Origin of the sequence: Pseudomonas sp. OVF7 (assembly GCF_030644265.1) — a bacterium.
Lineage (GTDB): Bacteria > Pseudomonadota > Gammaproteobacteria > Pseudomonadales > Pseudomonadaceae > Aquipseudomonas > Aquipseudomonas gorinensis.
In genome coordinates, this window is sequence record NZ_CP128996.1 from 820,855 (window position 1) to 835,627 (window position 14,773).

Genomic DNA, 14,773 nt, shown 5'->3' on the forward strand with positions numbered 1-14,773 from the left:
ATAAGCCTGAGCCATGAACCTGCCCGTTTCCCCCGCCCTGTTCACCCCCAGCTGGCATGCCGCGCTGGAACTCGGCTACGCGCGTTTCGGCGATACCACGCGCCCGGTGATGCGTCGCCACCACGGCCCGCTGCGGGTGCAAAAGCACCTGTACGCCGAAGGCCCCGAAGTGTGCCAGCACATCATCGTGCACCCGCCCGGCGGGATTGCCGGCGGCGATCGCCTGGATATCAGCGCCCACGTCGGCGCGGGCGCCTGGGCGCAATTGACCAGCCCTGGCGCTGCCAAGTGGTATCGCGCGAGCGGCCCGGCGTTTCAGCAACTCGATCTCACCGTAGAAGCCGGCGCCACGTTGGAATGGCTGCCCCAGGAAACCATCGTATTCAGCGCCGCCCAGGCCGAGCTCACCACGCGTATCGAGCTGCAAGGCGATGCCCGCCTGTTCTACTGGGACGTGGTCGCCCTCGGCCGCCCGGCCAGTGGTGAGCGTTTCGACCTGGGCCACTTCCAATCGCACCTGGATATCCGCCGCGACGGCCAGTTGCTCTGGCATGAACGCCAGCGCATTGTGGGCGCCGATGGTTTGCTGGACTCGCCCATCGGGCTGGATGGGCAGCCGGTGTTTGCGACGTTGCTGGTGACTGGCGAAATCCCTGGCGAATTGCTTGAACAATGCCGTTCACTGCCCCACGCGGTGCGCGGCGACCTGACCCAACTGCCCGGCCTGCTGGTGGCCCGCTGCCTGGCCAGTGAAGCATTGCTGGCGCGGCAGTGGTTGATCGATTTATGGAAATTGTTACGCCCCGCCCTGTTTGGGCGAGAGGCGGTCTCACCACGAATCTGGAGCACATGAAGATCAAAATGTGGGAGGGAGCTTGCTCCCGATGGCGGCGGATCAGTCAGCACACGTATTGCCTGACCCACTGCTATCGGGAGCAAGCTCCCTCCCACACTTGATCTCTGTTGTATTTAAGAATGCATTCTTTGAAGGACCTTGAACCATGGACCTGACCCCACGGGAAAAAGACAAACTGCTGATTTTCACCGCAGGCTTAGTCGCCGAACGGCGCCTGGCGCGCGGGGTGAAACTCAACTACCCGGAAACCATCGCCTATATCTCCGCTGCCTTGATGGAAGGCGCCCGCGATGGCCGCACCGTGGCCGACCTGATGCACTTCGGCACCACCTTGCTCACCCGCGAACAGGTAATGGAAGGCATCCCGGAAATGATCCCGGATATCCAGGTGGAAGCCACCTTCCCCGACGGGACCAAGCTGGTCACCGTCCACCAGCCCATTGCCTGAGGCCCGGCCATGATTCGTGACGCAACCGAGCACGACCTGCCGGCAATCCGCGACATCTACAATGACGCGGTACTCAACACCACGGCGATCTGGAACGAGCAACAGGTGGACCTGGCGAACCGCCTGGCCTGGTTCAGCGCGCGCCAGGCCCAGCGCTACCCGATCCTGGTCGCGGTGGAACACGATGAAGTGGTTGGCTATGCCTCATTTGGCGACTGGCGCCCCTTCGAAGGCTATCGCTACACCGTCGAACACTCGGTGTACGTCCGTAGCGACCAGCGCGGCAAGGGCCTCGGCCCACGCCTGATGCAAGCCTTGATCGAACGCGCCGGCACCTGCGGCAAGCACGTGATGGTTGCCGCCATTGAAAGCGGCAACCAGGCTTCGATCCGCCTGCATGAGCGCCTGGGCTTCACCACCACCGGGCAGATGCCGCAAGTGGGCATCAAGTTCGGCCGCTGGCTCGACCTGACCTTTATGCAACTGACCTTGAACCCGGGCGCAGAACCGCCCAAGGAGTGAGATCGATGAGCGCCGCGCAATTACGTCGAGTCAATGCTGAAAGTTTTGCCCACTACCGCCTGGGCTTGATTGAGCTGTTGCTGGACGCGGTCAAGCACGGCGCCTCGGTCGGCTTCATGGCCGACTTCGACGAGGCCCAGGCCCGCAGCTATTTGAACGCTGTGCAGGCAAGTATCGAAGACGCCAGCCTGTTGCTATGGGTGGTGGTGCGCGATGAACAGGTGATCGCCAGCGTGCAACTGGCGCTGTGCCAGAAAGCCAATGGCCTGAACCGCGCCGAGGTGCAAAAGCTGCTGGTGCACAGCAGCGCACGCCGCCATGGCCTGGGCCAACAGTTGATGAACACCCTGGAACTCGCCGCGCGCCAGCACAAGCGCGGCCTGCTGTACCTGGACACCGAGGCCGGCTCGCCGGCCGAAGCTTTCTACCAGTCGCTGCGCTACACCAAGCTGGGTGAACTGCCCGACTACTGCCAAAGCCCGGACGGGCGCTACAGCCCGACCGCCATCTACTTCAAGACCCTGGGGCAACCTGCATGATTCCTGGTGAATATCAGATCCAGCCTGGCGACATCGAACTCAACGTCGGCCGCCGCACCGTCACCCTCAACGTGGCCAACAGCGGCGACCGGCCGATCCAGGTGGGCTCGCACTACCATTTTTTCGAGACCAATGACGCGCTGACGTTTGACCGCCCATTGAGCCGCGGCATGCGCCTGAATATTCCGGCGGGCACGGCGGTGCGGTTCGAGCCGGGGCAGAGTCGCGAGGTCGAGCTGGTTGATTTGAGCGGCGGGCGGCGGGTGTTCGGGTTTGCCGGACGGATCATGGGCGACCTTTAGGGCCTCATCGGGGGCAAGCCCCCTCCCACATTTGAATGGGTTCACAAATCAAAGGTGGGAGGGGGCTTGCCCCCGATAGCGATTTCACATTCAACACACATCTTCAGGGCACACACATGAAAATCAGTCGCCAAGCCTACGCCGACATGTACGGCCCCACCGTCGGTGACAAGGTCCGCCTGGCCGACACCGAGCTGTTCGTCGAAGTGGAACAGGACTTCACCGTCTATGGCGAAGAAGTGAAATTCGGCGGCGGCAAGGTCATCCGCGACGGCCAGGGCCAGAGCCAGTTGCTCGCTCACGAGGTGGTCGACACCCTGATCACCAACGCGCTGATCATCGATCACTGGGGCATCGTCAAGGCCGACGTCGGCCTCAAGAACGGCCGCATTCACGCCATTGGCAAAGCCGGCAACCCGGATATCCAACCCGGCGTGACCATGGCCATCGGCGCCAGCACCGAAGTGATTGCCGGCGAAGGCATGATCCTCACCGCCGGCGGCATCGACTCCCATGTGCATTTCATCTGCCCGCAGCAGATCGAAGAGGCCCTGACCAGTGGCATCACCACCATGATCGGCGGCGGCGCCGGCCCGGCGACCGGCACCAACGCCACCACCTGTACCTCAGGGCCTTGGCACCTGGCGCGCATGCTCCAAGCCAGTGACTCGTTCCCGATGAACATCGGCTTCACCGGCAAGGGTAACGCCAGCTTGCCGGAGCCGTTGATCGAGCAGGTCAAGGCCGGCGCCATCGGCTTGAAGCTGCATGAAGACTGGGGCACCACGCCCGCCAGTATCGACAACTGCCTGAGCGTCGCCGACCAATACGATGTGCAGGTGGCGATCCACAGCGACACCCTCAACGAGTCCGGCTTCGTCGAAACCACCCTCGCCGCGCTCAAGGGCCGCACCATCCACACCTACCACACCGAAGGCGCCGGCGGCGGTCATGCGCCCGACATCATCAAGGCCTGTGGCTTCCCCAACGTGCTGCCCAGCTCGACCAACCCGACGCGGCCGTTCACGCGCAATACCATCGACGAGCACCTGGACATGTTGATGGTCTGCCATCACCTCGACCCAAGCATCGCCGAAGACGTGGCCTTCGCCGAAAGCCGCATCCGTCGCGAGACCATCGCCGCCGAAGACATCCTGCATGACCTCGGCGCGTTCTCGATGATCAGTTCCGACAGCCAGGCCATGGGCCGTGTCGGCGAAGTGATCACGCGCACCTGGCAGACCGCCGACAAGATGAAAAAACAACGTGGCGCGCTGCCCGGCGACGGCCCTGGCAACGACAACTTCCGCGCCAAGCGCTACATCGCCAAGTACACCATCAACCCGGCGATCACCCATGGCATCAGCCATATCGTCGGCTCCATCGAAGTCGGCAAGTGGGCTGACCTGGTACTGTGGCGTCCGGCGTTCTTTGGCATCAAGCCAACCCTGATCCTCAAGGGCGGCGCGATCGCCTCCAGCCTGATGGGCGACGCCAACGCGTCGATCCCCACCCCGCAACCGGTGCACTACCGCCCGATGTTCGCCAGCTTCGGCAGCTCGCTGCATGCCACCAGCCTGACGTTTATCAGCCAGGCGGCGCAGGAGGCCGGGTTGCCGGAAACCCTGGGCTTGAAAAAACAGATCGCCGTGGTCAAGGGCTGCCGCAATGTGCAGAAGACCGACCTGATCCACAACGATTACCTGCCGGACATCGAGGTGGACCCACAGACCTATCAGGTCAAGGCCGACGGCGTGTTGCTGTGGTGTGAACCTGCGGATGTGCTGCCCATGGCGCAGCGGTATTTCCTGTTTTAACGGGGGCCACTCAACCCTGAACATGGCCTGCATGTCCAGGGTTGAACCTCTACAGGCAGAGTCACGCAAACTTGGTTTTGATCATCGCCTCCGTATATTCGTAGTTCAGTCGCAACTCGACACCCGCCGGAATGTCTTCAGTGGCAAACACAGCATTGAGCACATAGTTGGTCCTCACGCCTGGACGGCTGGTCGCGTGCTCGGCCTCTACCGCGAAAGGCACGGACTCCACGTTGTAACCGCCCGCTGCCTGTCGAACAGGTTTGCCATCGGCGTCATATTCGAAATGGGTGTTGATTCTGGAAATGATGGAGTCGCCCTCGATAAAGAGCGGTACGGTATGGAAGGTGCCACCCTCAACGACTTTTGCCGTGCCGACGACCATGCCGAATGTCCCCTCCGAGGCCACAGACAAACTGCGCGGTAAAATCACCCCGCCGTACACCCCCACGATTTCTCCTTTGGCAATGGGCCGGTTGGCAACCACCATGGACTGCCCGACCAACGCGGCTTCTCCAGGGACTTTCACATCCTCGGCAGTGAACGTTCGCCACCGCAGTTTCTCTTCATAAAGCGCCCCTACCGCCTCAAACCCTTCAAACTTGATATAGGGTTTGATTGGCGTGGACGTATAGGTGTGACCTGAAGGCATTTTGACCTGCGTCTGCAGGCTTCGAATGCGAACGGGTCGGCCCTGCAGGTCCCGGAGGGGATACTTGCCGTTGTTGGCGCGGTTATAGCTACCCAACTTGTTTTGCTGGGTGGTGAAGTGAACGTCCCGCCGCATGAAGCTGAGTTCGCCCGCCGTGTAGGGCACCATCGGTATCGACTCCGGTACGGTGGCATGCGCCTCGCCAGACGCGCCTGTCCCGCCCCCGCCGGTCTCGCCTCTACGTCTCCAAACGCCGGCTACGTCAGGCTTGGCGACAATCCCGCTGCTGACCAGCTCGTAGGGGTTGCTCCGGCTCTGCACCCTCAACAGGTAATACTGCCCATCACCGGCATCCGGCATGCTCGCAATAAAATAGCGCTTGCCCTCGAACTCAATGGGGCGTGCCTGCGACAGCGCCAACACCGCCAAGCTGCCGGGAGCGGGCTCCACCAGCGCTTCAAGATCTCCCGACGCCATCGGGCGGGTAACGATCTCTTCGCGGGTCAGCGCATCAATCAACATGCCGTCGTCAATCACCAGCCGCGCTTGCAGCTCTTGGGCCCGGCGCTCATAGGCGTGGGTCGACAAACTCCCCTCGGTATATCTATCGAACAAAACGGCGAGTTCGTCTTGATAAGGTTTGCTTTGCGCCTCGAATCGCGAGCGGTATTTATGGGTCACATAGTCCTGCCAGAAGTCTCTGGACAGCAGCGCTTGAAACTCCTCGGGTGAGTTATCCAGTGCCACGATGCGTTCATAAGCAGCGTCCAGCATCGCCTGGGTAACCTTTCCAAGGCCGATGAACCGCGCATGTTGCGGCTGCCCCGGCAACTGCAGCCGATCCTTGAGGCCATACCGATAGGCCAGCCTTATTTCGACTTCTTCCAGTTTTTCCAACTGCTGGGTTTTCTGATCAGGCGTCAGGTTCGAGTTGTTAATGGCGGTTCTACGTTGATCGATATCGTTCAAGGCGACCTTCTCAACCTGGTCCAGACGAAACAGGCCTCTGGACAATGTCGACAAGACCTCGCCCTGGGTCGAATCCAGGGCCTGGGCCCGCGCCTTGTAGACCATTGCCATGATTTCCAGATTACTGAAGGACAAAGCCGCACGATCGCAACACGTCGCCCTGCCTGCCCATTCGAACATCTGCTCGCGCAGGCTTTCAGACTCGGCGGAGTGTGCGCTGACGGTATCTATCACGTCCCACACCCGGCGCTGAAGATCCTCATGCTCAGCGGCGCCCGCTTGCAGGTCCCTGAGCACCTCGAAGAACCCATCGGCCCCGGCCTGCCCTCGCAGGCTGTCCCACTGGGCTTTTCGGCTGGCTATTTGCTCTTCGGTCAACCCCGCCGCCCAGCGCCGAAACGGTGCATCGGGCCGAGCCGCGGTGGCGACGCGGCTCACCTCGGCAGAAGCCGTGGCCACCAGGCGGTTGGGGTTACCGGGCGATGCCAGCCCCGCCCGTTCAAGTCGCTGGCCGTAGTCGCGCACTTGTTGCAGCGTGGCATCCGTCCAGGGGTTGTCGTTCGCATGCGTCACGTTATTGACCCGGGCGGTTTGCGCCAGGCGTTCGTCTGGCGGCGCAATGACGGACGCCGGTATCGTCGTCATGCGGTTGCCAGACAGGTCTATCCGGTCCAGCAGCGGCTGTTCGGCCAAACCGCTCGGCCATGTCTCAAGACCTGCGCGCGCCATGCTGAGCGAGCGCATATCCGTTATCTGGCTGAAATCGGGCGACAGGCGCAGGTCATTGTCATGGATGATCAAGGCTCTGAGGGACACGCGCTCGGACAACATCCTGGCCGTCTCCGGGCTCAAGCGAATCCTGTTGTTGTGCAAGAACAAACGGGTCAACCCACGCATCTCGCCCAGCGCAGGCGGGAGTTCGCGCAGCTGGTTGCCTGACAGGTCCAGCCAGCGCACCCCGCGGAACCGCGACAGAAACCCCTCGGGAGAAGCGCTCAGGCCCATATTGCTCAGCTTGAGCGAACCGACATGACTGAAGTCCACGTCAAGGTCGGGCAAGCTCGGCAAACCCAAGCCACTGAGGTCCAGTTCCAGGCCAATCCGGGTGCCGTCGTTGGCCAGCATCTGAGGGGTCTCCTGTCTCCAGCAGCTCAAGATCCGCTGCTGAGCTTCGCGCCGCGCCCGGTGCGCCACTGTATTGAGGTTCCGCTCACCTGGGCGGGCATACCGCTGATACGCGCCACCTCCCGAGAATGCCCAGGCATTGAGTTGAGCCTGGAGGACATCAAACGCTTGCTCAAGCCTGGCCAGCTCGGCGTCTGCCCCAGGGCCCAGGTTCCAGATAAATTCCCGGGCCTTTTGAACGCCATAGCCTGGGTACATTTTGCGCACAATGCCCACCCTGGGGTTGCCGCTGTCAAACGCCTCATTAAGCCCACCGGGGAGTAAATCGGGCCGGTTTTCTCCCAGTCGTTTCCAGTAGCTGTCAAATTGTTGCCAGTAGTCTTCAGGAAACGCATTGTGATCCAGCAGCGTCACGCGATTGATCCGGGCAATCGCCGCAAGCTGCTCAGGTGGCGGATTCAGGTTGGCCTGGGGGACTTCTTGCAACCGGTTACGGCTGAGGTTGACGATTTCCAATGAGGTCTGGTTGTGCAACCCCGTTGGCCATTGCTCCAGTTGCGTCAGCATTAAATTCAACCTTTTCAGCTGGAGCATGCCGCTGAAATCCGGCGTCACGCCCAGCGGGTTGCCTTGCAGATTCAGTTCCTCAAGCGTGGTGAGCGCACTCAGCCTCGCTGCGCTTTGGGCGGTCAGCCGAATTCGATTGGTCTCCAGGCTCAGGGAGGTCAGGCCTGGCATGGCATCGATTGCCAGGGGAACCTCGGCAAGCTGGCAGTTGCGCACGCTCAAGCTTTTCAACGCGGTAAAATTCTTGAGCAGCGTGTCTACGTTGCTTGCGCCCCTGAAACCGGCGAGTTCGAGCGTTTGGACATGACTGAAGTCCCCGCTCAATGCCGGCAACGTTGTCCCCCGGCCATACGTCAGGGTTAACGCCGGCCCCGTCTCCCGGCGCCAGCAACGCCGGATGTCATTGGCAGTACGACCGGCCATGCCACCGTTACGATCAAATGCGGTAATCGCCAGTTGCGGGGTGTTTTCCTTGACCCACGCCTTGAGCGTCTTATCCAGGGTTTCGAATTCCGCCTCGCGGCGAGCCAGCCCAGCCGATACATCCGTGCCCAATGACTGAATGAACTCGATAACCTGTTCGTCAGTGAACGAAGGAAACAGCGTGCGAACGCGCGCTTCGGGAGAACGGAAAGCCTGTGTGGTTTTTTTCAACAGTTGCCGAAAGCCCGGGCCGCCGCCCACTGCACGCATCGACGGATCAAACGCCGGCTTGCGGACCGGATGTTCCAGCAACACAGTGCGCAGGCGCTGGCGCGACAGCGGGGATTGCTGGATCGCCGGCTTCAATTGAGACGCCTCGCTAAACCCCATGGCTTGGCGCTCGCCCGGCGACATGATTTCCCAGGCAGCGGTGTAAAAATCCCCCGCCGAAAACCGATCGTCTTTCTGGATGACCAACGTCCTGGCGGGCAACGCATCTGGGGAGCCGATGGCATCCAGTATCGGGCCCTGCGCCGAATATTGGCGCAGTTCCACTCGCGTTCCTCGCCGCCACCCCGGCAGGGTTTCGAGGGTACGCAAGGCCAACCGTTGGCTGTCGAGGTCCGTCAGCGTGTCCAGGTGCAGCCCTTCATAGGCACGGGCGACACGCGCTTCCTGCTCAAACCATTTGGCCTGTTCAACCACGGCCTCAGGCAAGCGACCGCTGCCGCGAAAACGCTGCAACGCCTCGGCGCTCAGGTTTTCCAGCAGTTGGGTGGCCACGGGGGTCGAGAGGGCGGGGAAGTCCGCCTGCACCCGCTGAACATCGGGGTCATCCGTACGGGTCAAGGCTTTGTAGCGCTCATTCACCATCGAACCCTTGATGGCATCCACCTTGTCGGCAATGAATCGCCGCAGTTGGCTGGCCCGGGCATGCAACGGGTCCTGGGCGCTGCCAGGAATACCCGGCAGGTCCGCATCGACACCTTGCAACGTGTACAGCACCTCGTTAAGCAATTCGCCCCGATCCACGTTGCCCTGGCTGAGCACCACCATTCGCCTGTCGGTTGATGCAGGGCCGTCGCCTTCCCACAGCACATTGGCGTCGCTGTCCAATACGCGAAGCAGCGGCGTCTCGGGCAACAGGCTGTAGCGCTGCATGCTTTGCAGCTGCAACACCGGATCAGCCTTCGCATAAACGAGTGGATCGCTGCTACGCATCTGCTCAACAAACGTGGTGAGCGTCTGATGGATCTCAAATCGCTTGAGGGTTTCCTCCAGGGTCAGGGGAACAGGCTCATGATTGACGAAGGTTTCACGCAGTGTTTGCGGCTCGACCCCACTGATACGTACCTGGTCCGATGACTCGGCAAGCCCCAGGCGCCGCAACAGCGTCGGCTCGTCCCACGTCAGCGGCTCTTCGACTTCATGGCTCCAGGCACCTTGGTGGTTATGCTCCAGTTTCGGCGCATAGGCATCGGGCCGGGTCGGGTGCTGGATACGGTATTGCCCGGTATCCGCGTCTTGCCTGACCTGGTAGTGCTTGCCCTCCAGCGCAAGCACCGTCCGGCCATGGTGCTGGTGCAGGCCAATCTCGTTGGCCTTGGACTGCGGCGCAAGAGTGACCGTGGACTCATAGGGCCCGAGGTCAGCCTTCCACAACATCCTTTTTCCCGAGGGCATCGTGACCGGTTTGAAATTATCCAACATGCTCACGAACTTGATCCTGGGCACTACCTGGGACCCGGCGGCAAAGAACGCGGCATTGAGCGCCACGGAGGAAAAATGTGCCCACATCGCCCGGGTATCGCCCTGTTCAGCCGCTTCGATCCCTTCGAATACGTCGGAACACATCTGCGCCGCGCCCACCGCCAGCATGATCGGGCCCAGCCCCGGCACAACAAAGGCGGCCACGTTCAAAAAGCTGAGCACCGCATCGAGATAGCCCTCTAAACGCTCCGTGCGGGCCTTGCGGTCCTCGTCTCCGGTGGGCACGGCGACCGCCCTGGCATCGTCGAACACCTTGTTGATGAAGGCCTGGACCTGCTGCTCCCACAGCGCGGCGGTAAGGGGCGTCTCTTCCAAACGCAACCGCGCGGGCTCAGGCTTGAGCGGGTAATCGGTGGCCGGGTTGCCGTTGCTGGCAGGCTGGTACAACCGGTTGAACTGTTTAAAGAACGCCCACTGTTCGCGCTGCGGGATAAACCGACTGAAGAACCGGCGATAGGACGCACTGTGCAAGCGCGACCTCAGATCAGCCATGAAGTCGGCACCCGATGCATACTCCTTGAGCGGTTGCAGCGGGTCATTGGGGATGTATGCCAGCAGGCGCTCAACCCTGCGACTGCTTTGACGGTCGGGCCCGATCAACAAGGGCCCGATCAAGGACACCCCAAAGATTTTCAATGCCGCGAACGTGACGGGGCGGCCGTCCAAGGTCGCGCCGGACGGGTCGGCAAGCACTTGCTTGAGCATGCGGTAGGCATCGGCACTGATGCCCGATTCAACCCGGCGGGTGCCAGGGCGAAGGGCAAATTGAAGGTTCGCGATCTCGCCGCTCAGCGCCAGCTGTTGACGCTGATGGGTTTGCAGTTGCTGCATCAGTGCGGAGCGCTCGGCGTTCCCTGTGGGGGTCAATATTTCCTTGAGGTGTTTTTGATACCGCGCGCCCAGATCCAACGTCCGGCACAGCGCGGCAAACGCATGAGGGGCGATGGCCACGGCCTGTTCGCTGAGCGCATCGAACGTCGGGATAATCTCGCCGTCATACGCGCCGAAGGTGGTAATGATCTGGCAGTCGTGACAGGAGGGGGCTCGTTCTTCGCCGGGCTCGAAATTGGCCAGGGCGGCCTCCAGCAGGGAGACAGCGCGATACCGGTAGCTCAGCGTCGGATCGTTCTGTTGCTCGAAGGCAAAAAAACCATAGAGGTCTGTACGCCCTCGTGGATACGCATATTTGCGCGCGAAGTAGACGCTTCTGACATCCAGGTCCAGGTTGAAGGTTCGCTTGATCGCCTCTTTGAGCGGCTGCTCGGCAAACGCCAGAATGTCGGTGATGCTCCCCAGGCTGTTTTCGATCGTGTTCAGCGTTTCACGAAAGGTGCTGTGGCTGTCTGCCAGCCGGGCCCTGGCGTCAGGCGAAGCTGTCCGATACCAGGAGGGTAGCTGGTGCATTTCATGGTTGCCGAGTTCTTCCTGTCGGTACGGGATGGCCTGGTTGAACCAGGTGGGTACGCGGTCTTTGAGAAAATCGTAATGAACACCCCGAAGGTCCGTGGTGAACGTGCCTTCGGGGAGGGTGGAGGATATGACGGGTGTTGACATGGTGGATCGTCCTTGAGGGTTAGCCGAAGCCCTCAGCCTATCGAACGACCCAGTGTGGGTGGACTGTATAGCTACCGCATCTCAGGCGATCGGTGTGCGCATCTGGTCAGTGAACGCACACCGGGCGTACAGGGCGTCGAGCACACTAGGCAACGCTGGCGGTACGCCCCATCGCCTGGTCACAGAGCCTGCGCAGTATGGTTTTTCTTTCCTCATCCAAGATCAGGATGTCTGCATAGTATTGTTCGTCCGTCATCACCTGGCCGGGACGCTTGAGGGCTGCTTCCAGCAGCGGCTTGGCGAACGCCACAACCGTCTGGATCTTCGCCATCTGCGTTTCCCCTTGGACCAATGAGGTCCAACTGGCGTCGACATAGGTCTTGAGCGCGTCTTTTTGCTGCTGGGTTGCGCTGGTGTACCCAGCGGGGAGCTTGGGGTCTATAGCGCGCAACGCCGTACGTTGGGGAGGCGAAGCCTTTACCAGCGCCTGCGGTATGAGGGAGACGAGCGTTGCATAGTGCTGCCCCTGATCTCCCGGAGGAAGCGGGGGTTGAGCATGGGCCATGAACCAGTACCTCAATGAGAAATGAGGAGCTTATTCATGACCCACAAAGACCGGGCCTTAACTATGCAGGGCAGGTGCCGGGTCAGTGACTCCAGGTTTTGCGCGGTTCGAAAGCGGCTTTGTCAGCGAGTGCCTGCCACAAGGCCTTGACCTCGTCATCGGCGTCTTTAGGCATCACCACCTTCAGTTGGATAAACAGGTAACCGCGCTGCCCGCTTTTGTTCAGCAAGCCATGGCCCTTGGCGCGCATGCGCTGGCCGTTCTGGCTGCCGGCGGGCACCTTGAGGTTGATCTTGCCGGTCAGGGTTGGCACGGCCACCTCGGTACCCAGCGCCAGCTCCCAAGGCGCTACCGGCACGGTGATCACCAGGTTTTCGCCTTCCACCTCAAATTTGGGGTGCGGTGCAAACTTGATGATCAGGTACAGGTCACCGTTGGCGCCACCGCCAACACCCGGCGCGCCCTGGCCCTTGAGGCGGATGCGCTCACCGTCGGCCACGCCGGCGGGGATCTTCACGTTCAGGCTCTTGGTGGTGTTGCTGACGTGCCGCCCCGAGGCGTCGTATTGCGGTACCTGGAAGCTGATCTGCTTGGACTCGGTGGACAGCGTTTCCTCGAGAAACACCGACAATTGCATCTCCACGTCCTGGCCCTTGCGCCCGGCACTGCGGCGCTGGCCACCGCCGAAGGCATCGCCACGGCCGCCAAAGATCGAGCTGAAGAAGTCGGAGAAGTCCTCGGTGCCCTGGCCACCGCCAAAACCGCCACGGCTCTGCCAGCCTGGCGGGCCCTGGAACGGCTGGCCATGCTGGCCGTATTTGCGCAACTCGTCGTATTCGGCGCGCTTGTCGGCACTTTTCAGCGCTTCATAGGCCTCGGACGCATCCTTGAACTTGGCTTCAGCGTCCTTTTCCTTGCTCACGTCCGGGTGATATTTGCGCGCCAGCTTGCGATAGGCCGCCTTGATCGCCTTGTCGTCCGCCGTCGGCTCTACGCCAAGAATCTTGTAATAGTCTTTAAAGTCCATCTGGGGGGTCACCCTCCGTGATCGATTTCGCACAGCCAGCGGCACAGCATGCGCCGGATTGCAGCGTTTGAATTGACTGATCTCAATCCCAAGCCGATGGGTGCGTAGAAGTTTATCGGCAGTGCACGAATATCCTTGCACCCACCGACCGTATGCTGGACAAGTTGGGGACGAACCCTGGTCTTTCAAGGCGCAGTGCCCGCTATTTAACAGATAGTCGGCCTACGCATCTGCACGCGGGTGGCATACACTGCGCGGCCGTTTTTCAACCGGAACCCGATAGACATGGAAAACCCATCCCCAGCCCGTGCCTGCGGCATCGACTTTGGCACGTCCAACTCCACCGTCGGCTGGATCCGCCCCGGCGAGGAGACGCTTATCGCGCTGGAGGACGACAAGATCACCTTGCCGTCGGTGGTGTTCTTCAACTTCGAGGAGCGCCGCCCGGTCTACGGGCGCCTGGCCCTGCATGAATACCTGGAAAACTACGAAGGCCGGCTGATGCGCTCGCTCAAGAGCCTGCTGGGTTCCAAGCTGATCAAGCACGACACCAGCGTGCTCGGCACGGCCATGCCGTTCACCGACCTGCTGGCGCTGTTTATCGGCCAGCTCAAGAGCCGCGCGGAAGCTACCGCCGGCCGTGAGTTCGAAGAGGTGGTGCTGGGGCGCCCGGTGTTCTTCGTCGATGACGACCCGATGGCCGACCAGGAAGCGGAAAACACCCTGGTGGACGTGGCACGCAAGATCGGCTTCAAGGACATCTCGTTCCAGTACGAACCGATCGCGGCGGCCTTCGACTACGAGTCCACCATTGAAAAAGAAGAGCTGGTGCTGATTGTCGACATCGGCGGGGGTACCTCTGACTTCTCGCTGGTGCGCCTGTCGCCCGATCGCCGTCACAATGACAACCGCCACGATGACATCCTCGCCACCGGCGGCGTACACATCGGCGGTACCGACTTCGACAAGCAACTCTCGCTCGCCGGCATGATGCCGTTGTTCGGCTATGGCAGCCGGATGAAGAGCGGGGCCTACATGCCCACCAGCCACCACATGAACCTGGCCACCTGGCACACCATCAACTCGGTGTACTCGCAAAAATCCCAGCTGGCCCTGGGCAGCATGCGCTACGACATCGAAGACACCGGCGGCATCGACCGCCTGTTCAAGCTGATCGAACAGCGCGCCGGGCATTGGCTGGCGATGGAAGTGGAAGAAACCAAGATCCAGCTGACCCACGAAGACAGCCGCCATGTGCTGCTCGACCGGGTTGAGCCAGGACTGAGCGTGGACCTGAGCCGCAGCTTGTTCGAATCGGCCATCGATGGCTTGCTGGAGCGCGTGCGTAACAGCGTCACCCAATTGCTCAATGACGCTTCGGTGGACGTGGCCCAGGTGGACACGGTGTTCTTTACCGGCGGCTCCAGCGGCATTCCGGCGCTGCGCCACAGCATCTCGGCGATGTTGCCGAATGCGCGGCATGTGGAAGGGAATATCTTTGGCAGCATCGGCAGTGGCTTGGCGATCGAGGCCAGCAAGCGTTACGGCTGCTGACCGCCACCGATCTCACCCACTCCCTCTTCGACGCAGCGTTGTGGCGAGCGGGCTTGTTGTGGCGAGCGGGCTTGCCCCGCGTT

The 14,773-nt window shown here is 61.4% G+C and carries 10 protein-coding genes; 7 read left to right on the forward strand and 3 right to left on the reverse strand.

Features of this window, described 5'->3' with window-relative positions:
- Positions 1-13 precede the first annotated feature (13 nt).
- The 6 genes from QU606_RS03720 (at position 14) to ureC (ending at position 4,484) form a co-directional block, all read left to right on the forward strand.
- On the forward strand, positions 14-853 hold the full coding sequence (locus QU606_RS03720) for an urease accessory protein UreD (protein ID WP_102624877.1): 840 nt from the start codon (positions 14-16) through the stop codon (positions 851-853).
- Between the two features lie 148 nt (positions 854-1,001).
- Positions 1,002-1,304: an urease subunit gamma gene (locus QU606_RS03725; protein ID WP_069075162.1), complete on the forward strand. Its 303-nt coding sequence runs from the start codon at positions 1,002-1,004 to the stop codon at positions 1,302-1,304.
- Between the two features lie 9 nt (positions 1,305-1,313).
- Positions 1,314-1,826 (forward strand): GNAT family N-acetyltransferase, encoded by a 513-nt coding sequence (locus QU606_RS03730; RefSeq protein ID WP_069075161.1) that lies wholly within the window; start codon positions 1,314-1,316, stop codon positions 1,824-1,826.
- Positions 1,827-1,831: 5 nt separating this feature from the next.
- Positions 1,832-2,365, forward strand: a complete 534-nt coding sequence (locus QU606_RS03735; RefSeq protein ID WP_024073135.1) for a GNAT family N-acetyltransferase — start codon at positions 1,832-1,834, stop codon at positions 2,363-2,365.
- Complete coding sequence (locus QU606_RS03740; RefSeq protein ID WP_024073134.1) at positions 2,362-2,667, forward strand: urease subunit beta; 306 nt, start codon at positions 2,362-2,364, stop codon at positions 2,665-2,667. Before QU606_RS03735 ends, QU606_RS03740 begins: the two co-directional genes overlap by 4 nt.
- 116 nt (positions 2,668-2,783) lie before the next feature.
- Positions 2,784-4,484 carry an urease subunit alpha gene (gene ureC / locus QU606_RS03745; RefSeq protein ID WP_304998123.1) on the forward strand — a complete coding sequence of 567 codons (1,701 nt, stop codon included), beginning with the start codon at positions 2,784-2,786 and terminating at the stop codon, positions 4,482-4,484.
- A 61-nt stretch (positions 4,485-4,545) separates the two neighbouring features.
- Here the strand turns inward: ureC and QU606_RS03750 are convergent, their stop codons facing one another.
- From QU606_RS03750 to cbpA, 3 genes are all read right to left on the reverse strand, one after another.
- Positions 4,546-11,544 carry an NEL-type E3 ubiquitin ligase domain-containing protein gene (locus QU606_RS03750; RefSeq protein WP_304998124.1) on the reverse strand — a complete coding sequence of 2,333 codons (6,999 nt, stop codon included), beginning with the start codon at positions 11,542-11,544 and terminating at the stop codon, positions 4,546-4,548.
- A gap of 145 nt (positions 11,545-11,689) precedes the next feature.
- A complete protein-coding gene (locus QU606_RS03755; RefSeq protein WP_069075159.1) occupies positions 11,690-12,109 on the reverse strand; it encodes a hypothetical protein in 420 nt (139 codons plus the stop codon).
- Positions 12,110-12,191: 82 nt separating this feature from the next.
- Positions 12,192-13,136, reverse strand: a complete 945-nt coding sequence (cbpA, locus tag QU606_RS03760; protein WP_024073130.1) for a curved DNA-binding protein — start codon at positions 13,134-13,136, stop codon at positions 12,192-12,194.
- Between the two features lie 285 nt (positions 13,137-13,421).
- Between cbpA and QU606_RS03765 the strand changes: the two genes are divergently transcribed.
- The gene (locus tag QU606_RS03765) at positions 13,422-14,690 is read left to right on the forward strand and encodes an Hsp70 family protein (RefSeq protein WP_024073129.1); all 1,269 of its coding nucleotides are present in this window, start codon (positions 13,422-13,424) and stop codon (positions 14,688-14,690) included.
- The last annotated feature ends 83 nt before the right edge of the window (positions 14,691-14,773 follow it).

Coding starts and splice junctions, on each gene's coding strand:
- QU606_RS03720 (WP_102624877.1), top strand. CDS start 14: ATGAACCTGCCCGTTTCCCCCGCCCTGTTCACCCCCAGCTGGCATGCC.
- QU606_RS03725 (WP_069075162.1), top strand. CDS start 1,002: ATGGACCTGACCCCACGGGAAAAAGACAAACTGCTGATTTTCACCGCA.
- QU606_RS03730 (WP_069075161.1), top strand. CDS start 1,314: ATGATTCGTGACGCAACCGAGCACGACCTGCCGGCAATCCGCGACATC.
- QU606_RS03735 (WP_024073135.1), top strand. CDS start 1,832: ATGAGCGCCGCGCAATTACGTCGAGTCAATGCTGAAAGTTTTGCCCAC.
- QU606_RS03740 (WP_024073134.1), top strand. CDS start 2,362: ATGATTCCTGGTGAATATCAGATCCAGCCTGGCGACATCGAACTCAAC.
- ureC (WP_304998123.1), top strand. CDS start 2,784: ATGAAAATCAGTCGCCAAGCCTACGCCGACATGTACGGCCCCACCGTC.
- QU606_RS03750 (WP_304998124.1), bottom strand. CDS start 11,544: ATGTCAACACCCGTCATATCCTCCACCCTCCCCGAAGGCACGTTCACC.
- QU606_RS03755 (WP_069075159.1), bottom strand. CDS start 12,109: ATGGCCCATGCTCAACCCCCGCTTCCTCCGGGAGATCAGGGGCAGCAC.
- cbpA (WP_024073130.1), bottom strand. CDS start 13,136: ATGGACTTTAAAGACTATTACAAGATTCTTGGCGTAGAGCCGACGGCG.
- QU606_RS03765 (WP_024073129.1), top strand. CDS start 13,422: ATGGAAAACCCATCCCCAGCCCGTGCCTGCGGCATCGACTTTGGCACG.